This window comes from Paraflavitalea sp. CAU 1676, from assembly GCF_029223285.1.
Lineage (GTDB): Bacteria > Bacteroidota > Bacteroidia > Chitinophagales > Chitinophagaceae > Paraflavitalea.
Map to the genome: position 1 here is coordinate 287,930 of NZ_JARHUJ010000003.1, position 16,800 is coordinate 304,729.

Below are 16,800 nucleotides of genomic sequence, written 5' to 3' on the forward strand. Positions count from 1 at the left end.
CACGGATGAAAATTAGTCCTAAGTTAACCGTGGTAATACCAACTATACAAAGACCTGACACGCTCTATTGGACCATCAAGACTGTAATAGAACAGCAGTATGAAAACTTTGCCGTTATTGTAAGCGACAATTTTAGTAATGACAACACCCTGGAGGTAGTGAATTCTTTTAGCGATCCCCGGATAACTTACATCAATCCGGGAATGCGGCTTTCTATGAGCAGGCATTGGGAATTTGCGCTTGAACACGTTCATGAAGGATTTGTAACTATCTTGGGAGATGATGATGGATTAATACCCGGTGCTCTTGCCACAGCTGCATCTTTGCTTTCTAAACATGCTGTAGAAGCAATCGGATGGAGATTCGGTAATTACAATTGGCCAGGGCTAAATCCTCACTTCATGATCCCAATGGGAAATTATTACCGGATTGTCGACAGTAAACAAGAGATTCAAAAAATATTTTCGAAGAGCATTATTCACTCAATTCAATTTCCCAGTCTGTACGGTGGGTTTATCAGCATTGAACTGATTCGTAAACTAAAAGCTGATTTTGGAGGTCAATTTTTCCATTCCCGTATCCCCGACTTTTATTCCAGTTCGGTCGTTGCCGCTTCGACAAAAAAGTATATCCGGTTGGAATTTCCCTTAAGTATCAATGCCACTTCTAAACATAGTACTGGCTATGCTACCGTTAATGCAAAGGTTGATCAAAAAGCCATTAACGATCTGAAGCTCAACAAAGACAACCTTCCATTCCATTCCTCAATTGTGTTCCTTAAATCTATAAATATAGCCATTGCAGATGCGCTATTGCAGGCCCACGACAAAATACCATCCTTTCCTGCACCGGATATTAAGAAAGTAATTGCAAATACACTTTACGAAGCGCAACATTGTGGCAACGAAGACAAGTACAATGAATTGATTGAAGGAATAATACAGATTGCCGAAAAAAACCATCTACTACCTTACGCAAAGGATCTGATCACCAAGGCTCCTTTCTTACAGCACTTTGAAGCCGGTGTTAAGAATAAATACTCTCCTATTAGCGAAACAATCTACCTGGATACAAGAGAACTTAACATCCGGAACGTTTATGACGCATGCCAGGTTGTAAAAAGAACCATCCTTCCTCATCACTTTCGATATTCGAACGGAATTCAAAAAATTATATCACGTATACAGCAAGTGATTCGGTACATTTACCTCCGCAAAACATTTTTCCCTTCTTTACACATGTCGACCGTAGATAAGAAGTCTTAAAGTAGACCAATGCCATCACCAGGAAGAACTATGTCAGCAATTCAATCTCATACGGTTGCCGTTGTACATTTGATTTGGGTGCCGTTTGGACCGGATCTGTTCATATCATTCATCGATTCTTATGTGTCACACGTAAGTGGATACGAACATCAACTGGTTTTATTATTTAATGGCTTGAACGATGAACGGGACGCAACACCATATCATGAATATGCCACATTAAAAGGCGTAAAATATATCAGTGTTTACAAGATGAAAGGGCAGGACCTTGAAGCTTACAAATGGGTTGCAGGACAACTAGATACTCATTACATCCTCTTCCTCAACAGTTATTCAGTCCTGTTAGCAAACAATTGGCTGTCTTTATACATGAATGCAATAAGTAAACGCAATGTTGGCTTAATTGGCGCTACAGCTTCATGGCAAAGCTACTATGAAGTGATCCTACGACAAAACCGCTTCAACTGGAGTAATGCAGTAAGTCCTGCTGAAAATTTCCGACGTTATAAATTATTGATCAAATCACACTTCTATTGGCGTTGGCTTTTCCCTAACTTCCCCAACCCGCATGTGCGGAGTAACGCATTTATAATGCAAAGAGAGCAATTTTTAAACCTTAGGACCAAGCCCTTTAAAAACAAATTCAGAGCCTACTTATTCGAAAGCGGCCGGCACAGTATGACCCGTCAGGTAATCGAAAACGGGCAGGAAGTGTATATTATCGACAACTTGGGACGCCAATATCCATTGAATGAATGTAAGAATGCAAATATTTTCTGGTCTGGCCAACAGGAAAATCTGTTGGTGTCCGATAATCAAACCAGGCTTTATGAAGCAGCCAAAGAAAGTGAAAAGTTAAGCATGTTCAGATTAGCCTGGTGCGCTAACGACTATTGAAGTCAATGACTCATGTTCTAAAAAATGTCAACTACCGTTTTCATATCCATTTGTATCCCTGCATACAAGAACACCGATTACCTGCGGCGGGCGCTGGACGCAGTCGCCATACAAACCTTCCGCGATTTTGAGGTGGTGGTTACCGACGACAGTCCCGACGAATCGGTGGCCTCGCTGGTAAAGACCTACCAACATCAGTTTCCGCTCCGTTACCAGCGCAATATCCCCGCACTGGGCTCACCCGGCAACTGGAATGCCGGCATTCACCTGGCCTCGGGCCAATGGATCAAGATGATGCACGACGACGACTGGTTTGCCGGGGCCAACAGCCTGCAGCAGTTTGCCGAAGCAGCCATTCAAACGAATGCTCCCTTCCTGTACAGCGGGTATACCCATGTAGAAGAAGCCAGCGGCAAACAGCTCACAGTATTACCGCTGAGCGCCGACATAAACGGCTTACGGCGAAATCCGGACCGTATCATCGCGTTTAATGTAATTGGGCATCCCAGTACCACTATGGTGAGGAATGACCAGGAGCTTTTCTATGATGAAAACCTGAAATGGCTGGTTGATGTGGAGTATTATCACCGCTTGCTACGGCAGGGACCCTTCCATGCTATCCTGGCCCCCATCGTAAACATCGGGATGAATGCCCATCAGATCACAAAAGCTGTATTCCGCCAGCCCGAGGTAGAGATCCCCGAAAACCTGTATGTACTGAACAAACTGGGATTACCGATCCTTCGCTCAGCTACAGTATATGATCATTTTTGGCGTATGCTCAGGAACCTGCAGGTGCGCGATAAACAAACTCTTGAGCAATATAACGGGGCAAATCAAATACCCAAAGTGATCTGCACAATGGTCAATCACCAACGCAGATGGCCGGTATCGCTCCTGAAGATCGGCCCCTTCTCCAAAACATTGATGTTGTTATCCTGGCTGTGGACAGGTATTACGCGTCAGCGGCAGGGGAGTTGAAACAGTTCGCGGTAATGACGGCAGAAGACTTCGCCACTGAATTTTTGGATAGCCAGCTCCCGGCTACGTTTACCCAGCTTTATTTTCAAAGAAGGATCGTTCAATAACAATTGAATCAGCGCTACTCCTTCATCAACGATCGCTTCTTCTTCGGTAGCGCGAATAAGCAACCCATTGTCCATATGCCCGATATAATCGGGAATGGCATTCACAGCGGTAGACAGTACCACTTTGGCATGGGCCATCATTTGCATCACTACCAGGGGCAGCCCTTCGAAAGCGGAAGTAAGGATCAGCACATCCGATTCCTGGTAGATCCTTTTCATCAATGCCTCATCGCGAACATTACCATAGAACTTACAGAATGGGTAACGGCTGATGTCGATCGAGTTCTCTACGTCGCCTACGAAGGAGAAATGAACCGGCGCCTTGAGTGCATGCAGTTTTTCTGCAATAGCCGCCGTTAGGGGCACGCGCTTCTGGGGAGAGCCGCGGCCAATGAATACCACTTCCAGTATATCGTGCTGCACTTCTGCATAAGGAGGTATATCGATCTTGTTCTCTACAAAGGAAAGACGGCCAAAGAATTCATCGGGAACATTGTTTTCCCGGTATTGGGCCTCTACCTGTTGCTGCAGTTTGATCGTACTGAATACCCGGCGCGTAATCAGGTCGATAAAACCAATGGAATAGGGTAGCCAGGTATCGAGGTGACAAAGTTCTATGCGGCGGGTATCTTTTTTTACATGCGCGAGCATCTTGTAAAAGAAGATGCACTCACCTCCAAAGATCACCGGCCGCTCGCTTTGGTTGATCCACGAGGCCAGCACCCCCCGGTAGAAGAAATTGACAAAATGGAATCGTTTGTCATCGATCTTGCTGTGCAGGTCGAGCACCCGGTGATGCGCAAACAGCTCTTTGTGGCCATTGTTCTTCGGCTTCTTCGAAAAGATGATCAGCGGTTTTTCATTGGCCAGGCAATCGGCAATATCTGCATTCACCTTGGGCGCGCCGCCAATATCGGCCGAAGAATAGAACAGGAATACATTGGTAGGTTCTTTGAGTGGAAATAACTTCCCATACAAACGGCCAGCCAGCACAAAAGGCAGCATGCCGATGTATTCGAGTTTGCGTTTAATGATGGCAGCTTTATGCTTCATGCGCTGAAAAATATTTCTGCAACAGGCCAGGCAGATACTCCGTTGAAAAATGAATGCCCAGGGCCTTAAACACAGGTAATACGGTAGAAGTGTCGATCAAAAAATGATGCCCCAGTTCCTTTTCAGTATAGATACCCCTCTTTTGAAGGCAGGCCTCCATGCAGGCCACAATATAAGGCACGGGATAATTACCGGTATTGGCGATATTGATCACACCATTCCTGAATAGACCATTCTCCAGAATATAGTGGGCGACATGCGCCACATCTTCCACATCAATAATGTTCCTTTCCGTATTCTTCCACAGGTCGAATGGCTCCTGGTGAACGATATGATAAAAGAAGAAATTCAATACGGTATGTGGATTCGAAGAAGCGCCGGCCAGGTTCGAAACCCGGAAAATATTAAAGCGGGAGGCCTTTTCGGTAATGATCGATTCCATATGCAGCTTATGCTGTACATACGCCGAATCCTTCAGGTCGGGATCATCGATACTGGTAGTACTGAAATAAACAAAATGCCTGTCGGCAAACTTGCTGAGCGTATTCGTCAGTAGGTCCTGCTCACGCAGGAAGTCGGCCGCCGTACTCGTCTTCGAATTGGAAACACCCGACGCAAACATTACGACATCCTCACGCTCCCTGTATTGCGCAAAACTCCGGGCAACCAATCCATTTCCTATCACCATAGCCTGCTATTTGAATTCATGTAGTTTGCTTGTTAATGACTGCGGCAGCATCCCGGGCAATATCATCCCAGTAAAAATGCCTGAAAAAAGCTGGCGGCACATCGGCCCTGTTGCCGGCAGCCAGTACTACAGCCTCCACAAAGCCATCGAGATCATCTGGTGTCACCAGCAGCTTGCCATTACACAGCGCCGGATCGACACCAATCGCACCGCTTTTCGTAGATACTGCATTTGTGTTGAAACTCAGAGCCTCCACAAGTTTGGTTTTTATACCACCACCTTCGTTCACCGGGTTCAGGAAAACATCGGCGCCTTTAAAGTAAAGGTCCACCCGCTCCACAAAACCGGCAAATACTACCTGCGGGTCAACACCATTGCTAAGCTCAGCCGGAATATCCTTTCCACATACAACGAGTGTAAAGGGAAAATCAGGCAGGCCCTTCAACGCAGGAACGATGGTATGCAGTATACGATGCAAAGCCTGCAGATTGGGCTGATAGTTAAAAGACCCATTGAACAGCAGGATCGCATGTTCCGGAGGAATCTGATGCGTTCGCTGAAGATAAGCCCTGCCATCGGCCTTTTCGCCCGCCGCCGGAATGCCCGGCGTTTCAATACCATAGGTAACCAAACTGCAGCGCGCCGGCTGCAGACCGAAATGCGCAACTGCGTATTGCAGATCGTCCGTCTGTATGAAGAAGTTATGGTCGGCCCGCCGGTGTACCCAGCGTTCATAATACCACAACAGTTTCCACCAGGATTTACCCAGGGTTCTCCAACGCAACCCTTCTATGTTCTGCGAACGGACGATCAACCGCACCCCGCAAAACCACTTCAGCAACACTGCCATCCATCCATAATAGGGGTGCTCCAGCAAAACGTGCGACGCCTGCTCTTTGCGAAGGAGGTTGCGCAAAGTGAAAAAGAAAAAGGGATTCGCGTAGCGGGCAGCCCCATCGGGCATGATATTGAACATCCGGAAGCCTTCAGCTGCTTCAGGACTGTTGTTCCTGGTACTTACACAGATCAATGGCAAATACCTCGACAGGTACGTATTGAACAGCGCAATGGAACGCTGCCCGCCTGTACGGGCGGGCAGTATCTGATACGTTACCAGGCTTACTATTTTTGTCATTGGATCTTGATCGCTTTACAGCCTTAAGCCGCTGCGGGCTTGTTCTTCTTCCACAGGTAAAACGCACCGCCTATCACCGCCAGGATCGAAATGATGCCCACGATCAAAGAGATACGGTCGCCCAGGATGAACGATTCCGGCTCAAACCTGAACTCGATGGCATGTTTACCGGCTGGAACAGGAAGTGCACGCAGCAGGTAGTTGACCTTTACGATAGGCGTTTCTTTGCCATCGATGAAAGCTTTCCAGCCATTGGGGTAGTAGACCTCACTGAATACCGCCAGTTGATTGGTGGCGCTCTGGAAGGTATAATCGATCTTATCGTTCAGGTTTTGCACCAGCTTAATAGACGCTGTTGAATCGTACACCGGTTGAACGGTAACTTTGGATTGCTCCGTCTTATCGGCAATCGCCGTAGTACGTGCATCAAAGCTGTCGAGCGCCTTCATTTCTGCATCCGGACCATCCACATACTGGATCTTGCTCACCAGCCACGCTGCTCCCAAAGCTTCGGGATTCTGCTGCGCCACCGGTTGGCGGTCGGCTGGGTTGCTGACGATGAAATACTTCGTGTTCAGCATGTTGAACACCTGCATATTGCCCTTCGACAACTGCCCTTTGATGAGGTCATCATACAGGGCAAGTTTGGCAGCATGGTAACCACCTACAGAATTATGGAAGTAAGAAGCGCGGGCATCATTGAAAGGATTACCACCCGCCTGGTCAAACACCCTGAAATAGCTCGTATCCTGCTTGATCTGCTGATCGGCACGGTTGGGAATAAAGGCGGCCACTTCTTCTTTTTCCTGGTAGTTCTTGCTCGTGAGGTAACGCATATCGACCGTCAGCAGATCAAAGGCCGTAAGTGCTACCAATATGATCACTGCCACCTGGCCACCCAGTTTATTTTTCACCACCGCTACCAATACACCGGCAGCCAGCAGCATCAGGATCACCGTACGCAACAGATCCCCGCCATACAACGACTGACGATCGGCCTTGATGGCATTCACCACCGTTTTACCAAAGTCCATCGCCTGCTGTTGCATTTCGGGCGTAGGCTGCTTGCCCTGCGACATTTGCCCCAGCATACTGTTGACAAGGTTATCACGCAAACCCGACTCTTGTTTGGAAGTGTAGGGGAGGGTGAAATACAGGTACGCCAGCACCAGCAGCAATCCGCCGGCGATCATCGCCGAAAGGCGCAGCTTTTTCCATAACCACGCTTTGTCGATACCATCTTCCAGCAGCTTGTTCAAACCCAGCACAGCGAGTAAAGGCATCGTTAACTGAGGGATGATCAACGCCATCGTGGGCGCCCGGAATTTATTGTATAAAGGAAGGTGATCGAACAGGAAGTAATTGAATCCCGAAAAGTTCTTACCCCAGGCAAGCAGTATGCCAAGAGCCGTAGCCGGGATGATCCACCACAAATGCCAGCCGCGGTAAACCACCAGGCCAATGATGAACAGCAGGCAAATGATAGCGCCCACATAAACGGTACCGGAAGTACCGGGCTGGTCGCCCCAATAAGCAGAGAACTGGGCCTTGGCCAGTTCATTGGCCTGCTCTTCGGGCATGCCGGTCTTTTCGGCCAGCGCCGCCGCAGTTTTGGAGTTATCGCCGATTTCGCTCGCATATTCATTGCCGATCACAGTGGGCGAGCTGCCGCCATAGATGCGGGGCACCGCCAGCGTGAACGTTTCGGTAATACCATAGCTCCAGCCGAACGCATAGTCTTTGTCCAAACCACCCTTCGACTTGTTATCCTTCACATCGGCAGCAAGTCTTGAACGGCCACCACGCATGGTTTCACTGGCATAGTCGCGCGTGGGCAGCAGGATCACGGCATAAGAAGCAGCGCTCAATCCAAGGGCTACGATCGATAAACCAACCGTTACCAGCAAAGGCTGCAGGTCTTTCTTGCGTACCGAATAGACCGTAAACGCGATGCCCATCAAACCGATCACCAGGAATAAATAGTAAACAACCTGGATATGGTTTTGAAAGAACAGGCAGGTGCCGAAGATGAGTGTGGTAAGAAAACCCAGCACATATTTCCGCTGACTCATGAGGATAATGCCGGCCAATACAGCAGGAGCATATCCCATAGAACTGAATTTGGTGACATGGCCCACGGCAACGATCACCGCACTGTAACTGGCAAAAGCATAGGCGATCGAACCGAGTATCGCCACCCAGGGCTTGATACGGAGTGACATACACAGGATATAGAAGCCAATACAGGCCAGGAAAAACAATCCAGGAGGTTGTGGCAGCCAAAGAGTAAACAAGCCGTGTAAATGTGCTAACGTAATATTATACTTTGAGTCAATACCTATCTGGAAAGCGGGCATGCCGCTGAACATGCTGTTACTCCAAAGCGGCATGTAACCATGTTTGTCGCGAAACTCATACGATTGCTGGATCATGGCCTTCCAGCTGAAAGTATCATGCTGGTTCAGCACCAAACCCTGCAACGCGGGCAAACAATACAGGCAGGCAATGACAAAGAAGATCCCGATCGCAATGAGATGGGGAATGGATCGTTGCCAAATAGTTTTATTCATAATATGTAATAAATTAACAGGTGGGCAAAATAAGTCATTTTACAGCACAAGCCTTCGTAAAATCCATTATTTTTTACCCACGCTAACAGCCCGTAATGGTACCCGGAAGAGGCGTCAGACAGTGTGTTTCAACTGTCTCCACCCCCAAATAACTCCACCCAGGAGGGCGAGGATAGAAAGGATGCCTACGATGAGGGTGATGCGGTCGCCCAGGATAAACGCATCCGGCGCAAATTGGAAAGTAATGGTATGCTCCCCCGCCGGGATCGCCAGCCCCCGCAATGCATAGTTGACCTTTACGATCGGCTTTTCCTGACCATCGATATAAGCCTTCCACCCCCGGGGATAATACACTTCGCTGAAAACGGCAAACTGGTTACTCCCTGCCCGGAAACGGTACGTAATATCGTCGTTCAGGTTTTGTATCAGGCCAATGGACGCCGTTGAATCAAATTGAGGAGCAAAGGGAACTTTGGATTGCTCTCTTTTATCGAGGATCGCTGTATCGGAAGGAGTAAAATGGTTGAGTGCTGTCATCTCCTCATCGGCATTGTTCACATATTTCAATTGTTTTACCAGCCAGCAAGGTCCCAGGGCGCCAACATTCAGTTTGGCAGCAGGTTGATGGTCTACAGGATCGGTAACAATATCGTATTTGGTATTGAGCATGTTGAATACAGCATCGTTATTATTGGCCAGCTGATAGTTCAGCAGGTCTTCATACAACGACAAGCGCGTGGCGCTGTAGCCGCCGACGTTATTGTGGTAATAAGAAGTTCTTGAATCGGTGAGCAGGTTGGCATCGATCGTATTACAAACCCTGAAATAACCCGTGTCGGCTTTGATCTGTTGATCGGCGCGGGTCATCGCGAACTGAACGGGCTCTTCTTTCTCCATGTAGTTATCGAAGTTCAGGTACCGCAGGTCAACGCCTATAACATCAATAAAAACAAGGATCGTGAGCGCCACCGTCGCCGTGGCAGCTGTGATCTTTCCTTTCAGAAAGCCAGCCAGCACACCAGCTGCCAGCGCAATGAACAGCAGGCTTCGCAAAAGGTCGCCCCCAAACAAGGAACGTCGATCGTCCTGTAAAGCTTTAGTCACATCGCGGCCAAACTGGGCAGCCCGCGCTTCCATATCGGCGGTCGGCTGACCGCCATTGCTCAACTGTTGCACCATATTTTCCGTTAGCCCTTTCTTTCGGTTGGCATCATCTTGATTGGCAAAATCCAGCGTAAAGTAGAGCAGGGTCAGCAACAGCAGTAAAGCACCGGTGCCGATAGCAGCCAGTTTAAAATGCTTCCAGGCCCAGGGGCGGTCGCCCGATTGGCTCAACCATTTTTCCAGTCCCAGCACGGCTATCAATGGAATGGTCAGTTGCGGGATCACCAGAGCCATGGAAGGCGCCCTCAGTTTGTTATAGGCAGGCAGGTAATCAAACATGAAATTATTGAAGAACGGCAGGTATTTGCCCCAGGCCAGCATAACCCCCAACAAAGTTGCCGCCAATAGCCAGCCCAGGTGCCAGCCCCGATAAACGACCAGGCCCAACACGAACAGGAAGATAACGACAGCTCCAAGATAGTTCGCGCCGGAAGTACTGTGCTGAGGTCCCCAATAAGGAGAGAAATTACGGGATTGGGCCACCTGCTCAGCCTGCTCCTCGGGCATACCGGTATGTTCAGTCAATGCAGCAGCAGTACGGGAGCCTGAACCTATCTCACTGCGGAATGCACCATTGATCGCTTCGGGATCACTGCCACCGTAAAACCGCGGAAGCATAAAAGAGAAAGTTTCCAGCATACCATAACTGTAGGTAAACGCATAATCACGGTCAAGGCCTCCCTTGCCAAGCTGGTCTTTCGATTTACCCAACGTGAGCTCCGAACGCCCGCCGCGCATACTCTCCTTACCAAAATCCTGGGTTGGCAGCAAAACAACTGCATACGATAAGATACCCATGCTAAGGGCAACAAACGACAGGCCTGCGGCGATCAAAAGCGGTTTGAAAGCCTTTTCGCGGATGGCCTGAATGGCATAAGCCAGCCCGAGCAGGATGCCCAGGAGCAGTGTATAATATAGGATTTGAAAATGCCCCTGAAAGGTGAGGGTAGTGGCAAAGACAAGGGTAGTAAGGAACCCGACAATATATTTCCGTTTAGCCAACAGGACCAGCCCGGCCAGCACGGCCGGCATATACCCCATGGCCGCAAACTTGGTAACATGCCCAACGGCCATGATCACCGCATCGTATGAAGCAAAAGCATAAGCCAAAGCCCCCAGCGTGGCCACCCAGGGCCTCGCGCCCAGCACCACACAAAGGAGGTAACAACCCAGGCAGGCCAGGAAGAAGAGGCTCACTGGCTCAGGCAACCACAGCGTAAACAGGCCATGCAAATACCCAAGGTGAATATTATGTTTCGATTCTGTAAAGATCTGGTAGGCTGGCATGCCACTGAAAGAACTATTGGTCCACAAAGGCATATGGCTGTGCTTTTCCTTGAACTCGATCGACTGCTGAACGGCCGCTTTCCAGTTCACCTGGTCATACTGGTTCAGCACCATTCCTTTTAAAGCAGGTAAACAATAAACACAGGAGATCAGCAGAAAGATGGCAAGTGCAAACAGATGGGGTTTAGATTGCTGCCAGAGCACTTTTTTCATGTTGAGGTTATTGACCAAAATAATGCAATTTTACACCAACTTGACCTATGCCTAAACTATTATTTTTCTCCCGCGTAGCATTTATTTGTAATATCTGTTTCCTGCTCACCTGGTTCATGCGTTACCTGCCACCCGTGGAGCCGGGACACTTTGCCTCTACCATCGTGATACTCGGCATAGGACTTTCTGTGATCATGAATGTGATCATTAATTTTTTTATCATTGTACTCCTTTTGCAGCGAAAGCTGCAGAAAGAACATATACCGCAATGGCTGGCCATCGCCAATGCCTTGTTCCTGATCGTTCAACTAATCCTGTTGCTTAAATGATTCATAATATAATTAAAGACAAAGCCACCCGCCTGTTCATCATCCTGGGCGGCTTTTTTATAGCCAACGCCATCATCGCCGAAGTAACCGGCGTAAAAGTATTCTCACTCGAAGATACCCTCGGCCTCCCCAAAGCCAGCATCGACCTGCTGGGCGAAAAGGGCCTTTCTTTCAGCCTCACCGTAGGAGTTATACCCTGGCCGGTGATCTTCGTCATGACCGATATCATCAATGAATATTACGGCGTGCGCGGCGTGCGTTTTCTCTCCATCCTCACCGTAATACTGATCGCCTTTGCCTTCATCGTTTTTTACCTTGGTATCCATACCGTGCCCGATGGCGGCTGGCGCTTCCGCGAGCTGGAGCCCGGCGTCACCGACCAGCAGGGTGCTTATGTGCAGGTACTGGGACAAGGCATGAACATCATTATCGGCTCCATCACCGCCTTTATGATCGGTCAGCTCCTCGACGCCTTCATATTCCGGAAGATCAAAAGGGTGACCGGCGAAAAAGCCATCTGGATGCGGGCCACCATCAGCACCCTCGCCTCTCAATTCATCGACAGCATCGTAGTAACCTTTGTGGCCTTCTACCTGTTCAAAAATTTCAGTTTGGCCACCGTTACCGCCTGGGCGCTCACGGCTTATATGTACAAGTTCATCGTTGCCGTGTTGATGACACCGGTCATTTACCTGGTGCACGGGATTATCGAGCGCTACCTGGGCCACGATCTGGCTGCCAACATGAAAGAAGCCGCCATGCGCGACCGCTAAATAAAAAAGCCTCCGGTAATACCGGAGGCCCTTACTGCATACAAGCAGCCATTCATATCTTCTTTTCCATGACGAAGTCGTTCATGAAATAATTGTTACCAAGGTCGATGTCTTCCTCTTTGGTTACCACAAAACCCATCTTCTCATAAAACTGCCGTGCCTTGTTGTACCGGTTCACATTCAACCGCAGGGTAGTGGCTTCTGGCCTGGGCAACTGGTCGATGATAAAGTCGATCAGCGTTTTGCCAATCCCTTTGCCCTGCGTTTTAGGGTGAACATACAGCTTATGCAATTTGAAAATGCCGGGTTCCTTCAGCCCCGAATAAGAAGCAAAGCCTACAGGCTCCTCATCCAGCTCCACCATCAGAAAGTGGTGCTTGTGCCGGGTCATTTGTTGTTGCAGAGAATCCGGACTGTAGATCAGGTCCATCATATACTGTAACTGCCCTGGTGGAAGGATATCCTGGTAAGTGCCGGGCCATATCTGTTGTGCCAGGTATCCGATAGTAGCGATATCGTCAATGCCTGCCGTGCGGATGATCAGTTCGTCGTTCATATATCAAAACTAAAGTATATCGCCGGGCTTATCAAAAACCTGTTTGGAAAGTGCCTGGTGCTGGCGGATGGACCGCAGCGATAACCGGATCGCCAGCCAATAGGAGAGCAGCGAACCTGCGATCAGGCATAGCTGCGAAAAAAGCCCGTAGCGGGCCACATCGGGATGATCTTGCAGGAAAAGGAAGAAATCATAAGCGCCATGAAAGAATACGGCCAACACGAATCCTTTGAGCATATGGAACGGCGCCCGAGCCGCATCGAATTTGGCCAGGCCCGTATGATAACCCATCAGTACGCCAAAGCAGGCATGGGCCGGCACGGCGAGGAACATGCGGAGAATGCCCGTGGTCACACCATGCTGAAAAACATACATCACATTCTCCAGCGTGGCAAAACCCATCGCCACCATGACCGAATATACAATGCCATCGAATGGTTCGTTGAAAGCTTTCTGCCGATAAGAATAAAGTCGTAATACCAGGAATTTGCAGCCCTCCTCACTGATGCCCACCAGCAGAAAAGCCCAGATAAAGTAATAAGACAGGGAAAAACGGGGAACGATGGCGCCCATGCAAGGCGTCAGGTTCCGCTGCAGCAAAGCTGCCGGCACCGTGCAGATAACGCCCAGTAAAAACGAGATGAAGAGGTTCTCAAAAGGCTCACGATCGTATTTATCCTTCGAATAAATATAAAAGATAATAGCGATGCCGGGAGCTAGTGATAATGCTAATAAAGACAGCATGCCCAAAAATACGGAACCACCCGGTGCTTTCCTCTATAATCAGTCATTCGGAGGGAAAAAAGCATTAATTTACCTGCTCATAAACATTACTGCTAATCACCTGCCCATGCATAGAATTATAGTACTGGCCCTGACCCTCCTGATTGGCGGATGGCTGCAGGCCCAGCAATTTGGCGGTCACCCTACGCGAACAACCTGGAACCAGATCAATACGGACACCGTTCGCGTCATCTTTCCCGAAGGCTACCGGCAGCAGGCAGCCGCCATTGCAGGTATGGCCCACCGGATAGGCTTACAAACTACTTCCACCCTCGGACAGGATTTTCATAAAATATCCATCGTACTGCAACCCCGCACCACCATATCCAACGGATATGTAGGCCTGGGGCCCTGGCGCAGTGAATTCTACCTAACCCCGCCGCAAAACAGTTTCGACCTCGGCAGCCTGTCCTGGCACCGCACCCTCACACTGCACGAATACCGCCATATACAGCAATACGGCAATTTCCGCAAAGGCATTTCCAAAGCATTTTATTACCTGTTTGGCGAACAGGGCCTCGAACTCGTGACCAGTGCCGCCGTACCCAACTATTTCTGGGAAGGCGATGCCGTACACCAGGAAACCTCACTCAGCGATCAGGGTCGCGGAAGACTGCCTTCATTCTACAATGGATACCGCTCGCTGTGGAGCGCCCGCAAACATTACTCATGGATGAAACTGCGCAACGGATCACTGCGCGACTTTGTACCCGATCATTATAAGTTAGGCTACATGCTCGTGGCCTATGGACGGCAACAATATGGTCCCGACATATGGGGCAAGGTCACCAACGATGCCGTTCGGTATAAAGGACTCTTCTATCCCTGGCAACACGCCATCAAAAAGGAAACCGGCGTAGACTATAAAACCTTTCGCCGCGATGCCCTGCAATACTTTCGATCAAACCTGGCGGCCAGCAGCAAGGATTCGTCCGTCGATCAGTGGGCACAGCAACACCGCCATTTTGCGGCAAACGAAGAATACCCCCAATGGATCGACGACCAAACCCTGGTTTACGTACGCAGCAGCTACCAGAAAGTGCCAGCCTTCTACCAGAAGAATGTTTATGGCGGACAGGAAGATAAACTCCGTATCAAAGACATCTCCCTCGACAATTACTTCTCTTACCGTAACGGGAAGATCGTTTATGCCGGTTATGAGGTCAACAGCCGCTGGCGCTGGTACGATTACAGCGTGATCAAGTGGTTTGATATGGCAAGCCGCCAGCACCGCACCCTTACGCACAAAAGCCATTATTTCTCACCCGATATATCGGAAGATGGAAACCGCATCGTGGCCGTAGAAGTGGTACCCGGCAAACCCGCCTCCCTGCAATTGCTGAATGCCGCCGACGGCGCCGTGATCAAAAAGCTGCCCAATCCCGATCAGTTGCTGTACACCTATCCAAAATTCTATGGCAACGATCAGGTACTCACCGCCGTGCGCAACGGCAAAGGAGCCATGTCGCTTTGCCTCATCAATACCAACGATGGCAAGGCTGAATACCTGCTGCCCTTTTCCATGAACGTGATTGGTTTCCCTACGGTTCATAAAGACACCATCAGCTTTTCGGCCTCCTGGCAGGGGCAGGACAGGCTCTTCCTGCTCACCAATAAAAAACTCTACCTGTTCACGCCACCGGCATCCACCGCTACTACCGGCCATTACCAGCTGCAGGTAGCGCACGGACGCTTTGCCTGGTCGGCCTTCACCGCCGTGGGCGACCATCTGGAACAAGGGGAGTTAAAAGCAGAACAACTCACCGACATTAAAGCTGAAGCCTTCGCCACACCATTACCAGTATTTGGCGTAAACGAAATGGCGAACCAGGCACAACAGGGCGAAGACGCAATCCCTGCCGATAGCCTGTATCCGGTAACCGGATATTCCAAAGGCTTTCGCCTGTTCAACTTCCACAGCTGGCGGCCTATTGTCGATGACCCCGATTATACGATCTCTTTAATCGGGCAAAACGTGCTCAACACGATGGAGTCGGAGATATTCTTCAACTACAACCGCGATTACAAATACAAACAACTCGGCGCCTCCTTTACCTATGCCGGCCTGTATCCCTGGATCAGGTTGTCGAGCGTATACACAATGGATCGCCTGGGCGCTTATAACAGCAAACAGTTCCACTACAATACCTGGGAAAATACAGTAGGGGTGCTGGTACCCTGGACCTTTACCAAAGGCCGCTACAATCGTTCGCTCACCATCGGTACCGACCTCGTTTACTCGGCCCGGCATTATCCAAAACCATTCAAGGATTCCATCAGCAACGCCAACGTCGCTTATATCAGACCCTATATCAGTTTCAGCAACGCGATCACCGCAGCCCGCAGGCATATCTATTCGCATTTTGCCCAAAGTATCAGCCTGCAATACAAATACGCCGTATCCGATCTCGAAGCACAGCAGTTCGAGGCCAATGCCAACTGGTATTTCCCCGGCATCCTGCCCGATCATAGTATCATTATCAACACCGCCTTTCATGCCCGCGATACCATGTACGCAGGAGCCGTATATGGCACCAGCTTCCCCTTTGCCCGGGGGTACCCTGCTCAAAACGCATACCGCATGAGCAAGATTGGCTTCAACTATCATTTCGCGCTGTTGTATCCCGATTGGGGCGTAGCCAATACCATCTATTTTATGCGTGTAAGGACCAACTTGTTTTATGATATGGTTAGGCTAACGGATTTTGCCCCCACCAGCAATGGCGGACGGCAGAAGTTCTCCGTCGACCTGGGTTCTTATGGAGCAGAAATGTTCTTCGATACCAAATGGTGGAACCAGCACAACGTCACCTTCGGCTTCCGCTACAGTCACCTGCTCGACGCCGATAAATTCAGGACCCCGCCGCCGGTGAATAAATGGGAGTTCATAGTGCCCATCAACTTACTGGGAAGAAATTAACATAACTGAGCGGAGGCCGCCGTCTCTGCAGCCGCGCCAGGTTGGTTACAGCAACCCCAAAAACCAATCAGGCCGGCCC

At 49.4% G+C, this 16,800-nt stretch carries 13 protein-coding genes; 6 read left to right on the plus strand and 7 right to left on the minus strand.

Features of this window, described 5'->3' with window-relative positions; all coding sequences use genetic code 11:
- Positions 1-5: 5 nt before the first annotated feature.
- The 3 genes from P2H89_RS10040 to P2H89_RS10050 are packed head-to-tail and all read left to right on the plus strand — an operon-like array spanning position 6 to position 3,143.
- On the plus strand, positions 6-1,265 hold the full coding sequence (locus tag P2H89_RS10040; RefSeq protein WP_275826584.1) for a glycosyltransferase family A protein: 1,260 nt from the start codon (positions 6-8) through the stop codon (positions 1,263-1,265).
- Positions 1,266-1,274: 9 nt separating this feature from the next.
- Positions 1,275-2,162, plus strand: coding sequence for a hypothetical protein (locus P2H89_RS10045; RefSeq protein ID WP_275826586.1), 888 nt, complete (start codon positions 1,275-1,277; stop codon positions 2,160-2,162).
- Positions 2,163-2,186: 24 nt separating this feature from the next.
- Positions 2,187-3,143 (plus strand): glycosyltransferase, encoded by a 957-nt coding sequence (locus tag P2H89_RS10050; RefSeq protein ID WP_275826587.1) that lies wholly within the window; start codon positions 2,187-2,189, stop codon positions 3,141-3,143.
- Here the strand turns inward: P2H89_RS10050 and P2H89_RS10055 are convergent.
- The 5 genes from P2H89_RS10055 to P2H89_RS10075 form a co-directional block, all read right to left on the minus strand.
- Positions 3,125-4,303, minus strand: a complete 1,179-nt coding sequence (locus tag P2H89_RS10055) for a glycosyltransferase family 4 protein (protein ID WP_275826588.1) — start codon at positions 4,301-4,303, stop codon at positions 3,125-3,127. The genes P2H89_RS10050 and P2H89_RS10055 overlap by 19 nt on opposite strands.
- A complete protein-coding gene (locus tag P2H89_RS10060) occupies positions 4,293-4,991 on the minus strand; it encodes an NAD-dependent epimerase/dehydratase family protein (protein WP_275826589.1) in 699 nt (232 codons plus the stop codon). Before P2H89_RS10060 ends, P2H89_RS10055 begins: the two co-directional genes overlap by 11 nt.
- Before the next feature lie 16 nt (positions 4,992-5,007).
- Positions 5,008-6,126, minus strand: coding sequence for a glycosyltransferase family 4 protein (locus tag P2H89_RS10065; protein WP_275826590.1), 1,119 nt, complete (start codon positions 6,124-6,126; stop codon positions 5,008-5,010).
- A gap of 23 nt (positions 6,127-6,149) precedes the next feature.
- Positions 6,150-8,696, minus strand: coding sequence for a YfhO family protein (locus tag P2H89_RS10070; protein WP_275826591.1), 2,547 nt, complete (start codon positions 8,694-8,696; stop codon positions 6,150-6,152).
- A gap of 114 nt (positions 8,697-8,810) precedes the next feature.
- Positions 8,811-11,360, minus strand: coding sequence for a YfhO family protein (locus P2H89_RS10075; protein WP_275826592.1), 2,550 nt, complete (start codon positions 11,358-11,360; stop codon positions 8,811-8,813).
- 47 nt (positions 11,361-11,407) lie between these two features.
- On the opposite strand from P2H89_RS10075, the gene P2H89_RS10080 reads away from it, so the two are divergent.
- Both P2H89_RS10080 and P2H89_RS10085 read left to right on the plus strand, forming a co-directional pair.
- The gene (locus P2H89_RS10080; protein WP_275826593.1) at positions 11,408-11,689 is read left to right on the plus strand and encodes a hypothetical protein; all 282 of its coding nucleotides are present in this window, start codon (positions 11,408-11,410) and stop codon (positions 11,687-11,689) included.
- Entirely contained in the window at positions 11,686-12,462 is a 777-nt protein-coding gene (locus P2H89_RS10085; protein ID WP_275826595.1) for a queuosine precursor transporter, read from the plus strand. Before P2H89_RS10080 ends, P2H89_RS10085 begins: the two co-directional genes overlap by 4 nt.
- 52 nt (positions 12,463-12,514) lie before the next feature.
- On the opposite strand, the gene P2H89_RS10090 is transcribed toward P2H89_RS10085, so the two are convergent.
- Positions 12,515-13,018 carry a GNAT family N-acetyltransferase gene (locus tag P2H89_RS10090; RefSeq protein WP_275826596.1) on the minus strand — a complete coding sequence of 168 codons (504 nt, stop codon included), beginning with the start codon at positions 13,016-13,018 and terminating at the stop codon, positions 12,515-12,517.
- Positions 13,019-13,027: 9 nt separating this feature from the next.
- The gene (locus P2H89_RS10095) at positions 13,028-13,762 is read right to left on the minus strand and encodes a PrsW family glutamic-type intramembrane protease (protein ID WP_275826597.1); all 735 of its coding nucleotides are present in this window, start codon (positions 13,760-13,762) and stop codon (positions 13,028-13,030) included.
- Positions 13,763-13,868: 106 nt separating this feature from the next.
- Between P2H89_RS10095 and P2H89_RS10100 the strand changes: the two genes are divergently transcribed.
- Entirely contained in the window at positions 13,869-16,721 is a 2,853-nt protein-coding gene (locus P2H89_RS10100) for a hypothetical protein (protein WP_275826598.1), read from the plus strand.
- Positions 16,722-16,800 lie beyond the last annotated feature (79 nt).

Excerpts from the sequence above, each read along its gene's own strand:
- P2H89_RS10040 (WP_275826584.1), top strand. The coding sequence starts at position 6 with ATGAAAATTAGTCCTAAGTTAACCGTGGTAATACCAACTATACAAAGA.
- P2H89_RS10045 (WP_275826586.1), top strand. The coding sequence starts at position 1,275 with ATGCCATCACCAGGAAGAACTATGTCAGCAATTCAATCTCATACGGTT.
- P2H89_RS10050 (WP_275826587.1), top strand. The coding sequence starts at position 2,187 with ATGTCAACTACCGTTTTCATATCCATTTGTATCCCTGCATACAAGAAC.
- P2H89_RS10055 (WP_275826588.1), bottom strand. The coding sequence starts at position 4,303 with ATGAAGCATAAAGCTGCCATCATTAAACGCAAACTCGAATACATCGGC.
- P2H89_RS10060 (WP_275826589.1), bottom strand. The coding sequence starts at position 4,991 with ATGGTGATAGGAAATGGATTGGTTGCCCGGAGTTTTGCGCAATACAGG.
- P2H89_RS10065 (WP_275826590.1), bottom strand. The coding sequence starts at position 6,126 with ATGACAAAAATAGTAAGCCTGGTAACGTATCAGATACTGCCCGCCCGT.
- P2H89_RS10070 (WP_275826591.1), bottom strand. The coding sequence starts at position 8,696 with ATGAATAAAACTATTTGGCAACGATCCATTCCCCATCTCATTGCGATC.
- P2H89_RS10075 (WP_275826592.1), bottom strand. The coding sequence starts at position 11,360 with ATGAAAAAAGTGCTCTGGCAGCAATCTAAACCCCATCTGTTTGCACTT.
- P2H89_RS10080 (WP_275826593.1), top strand. The coding sequence starts at position 11,408 with ATGCCTAAACTATTATTTTTCTCCCGCGTAGCATTTATTTGTAATATC.
- P2H89_RS10085 (WP_275826595.1), top strand. The coding sequence starts at position 11,686 with ATGATTCATAATATAATTAAAGACAAAGCCACCCGCCTGTTCATCATC.
- P2H89_RS10090 (WP_275826596.1), bottom strand. The coding sequence starts at position 13,018 with ATGAACGACGAACTGATCATCCGCACGGCAGGCATTGACGATATCGCT.
- P2H89_RS10095 (WP_275826597.1), bottom strand. The coding sequence starts at position 13,762 with ATGCTGTCTTTATTAGCATTATCACTAGCTCCCGGCATCGCTATTATC.
- P2H89_RS10100 (WP_275826598.1), top strand. The coding sequence starts at position 13,869 with ATGCATAGAATTATAGTACTGGCCCTGACCCTCCTGATTGGCGGATGG.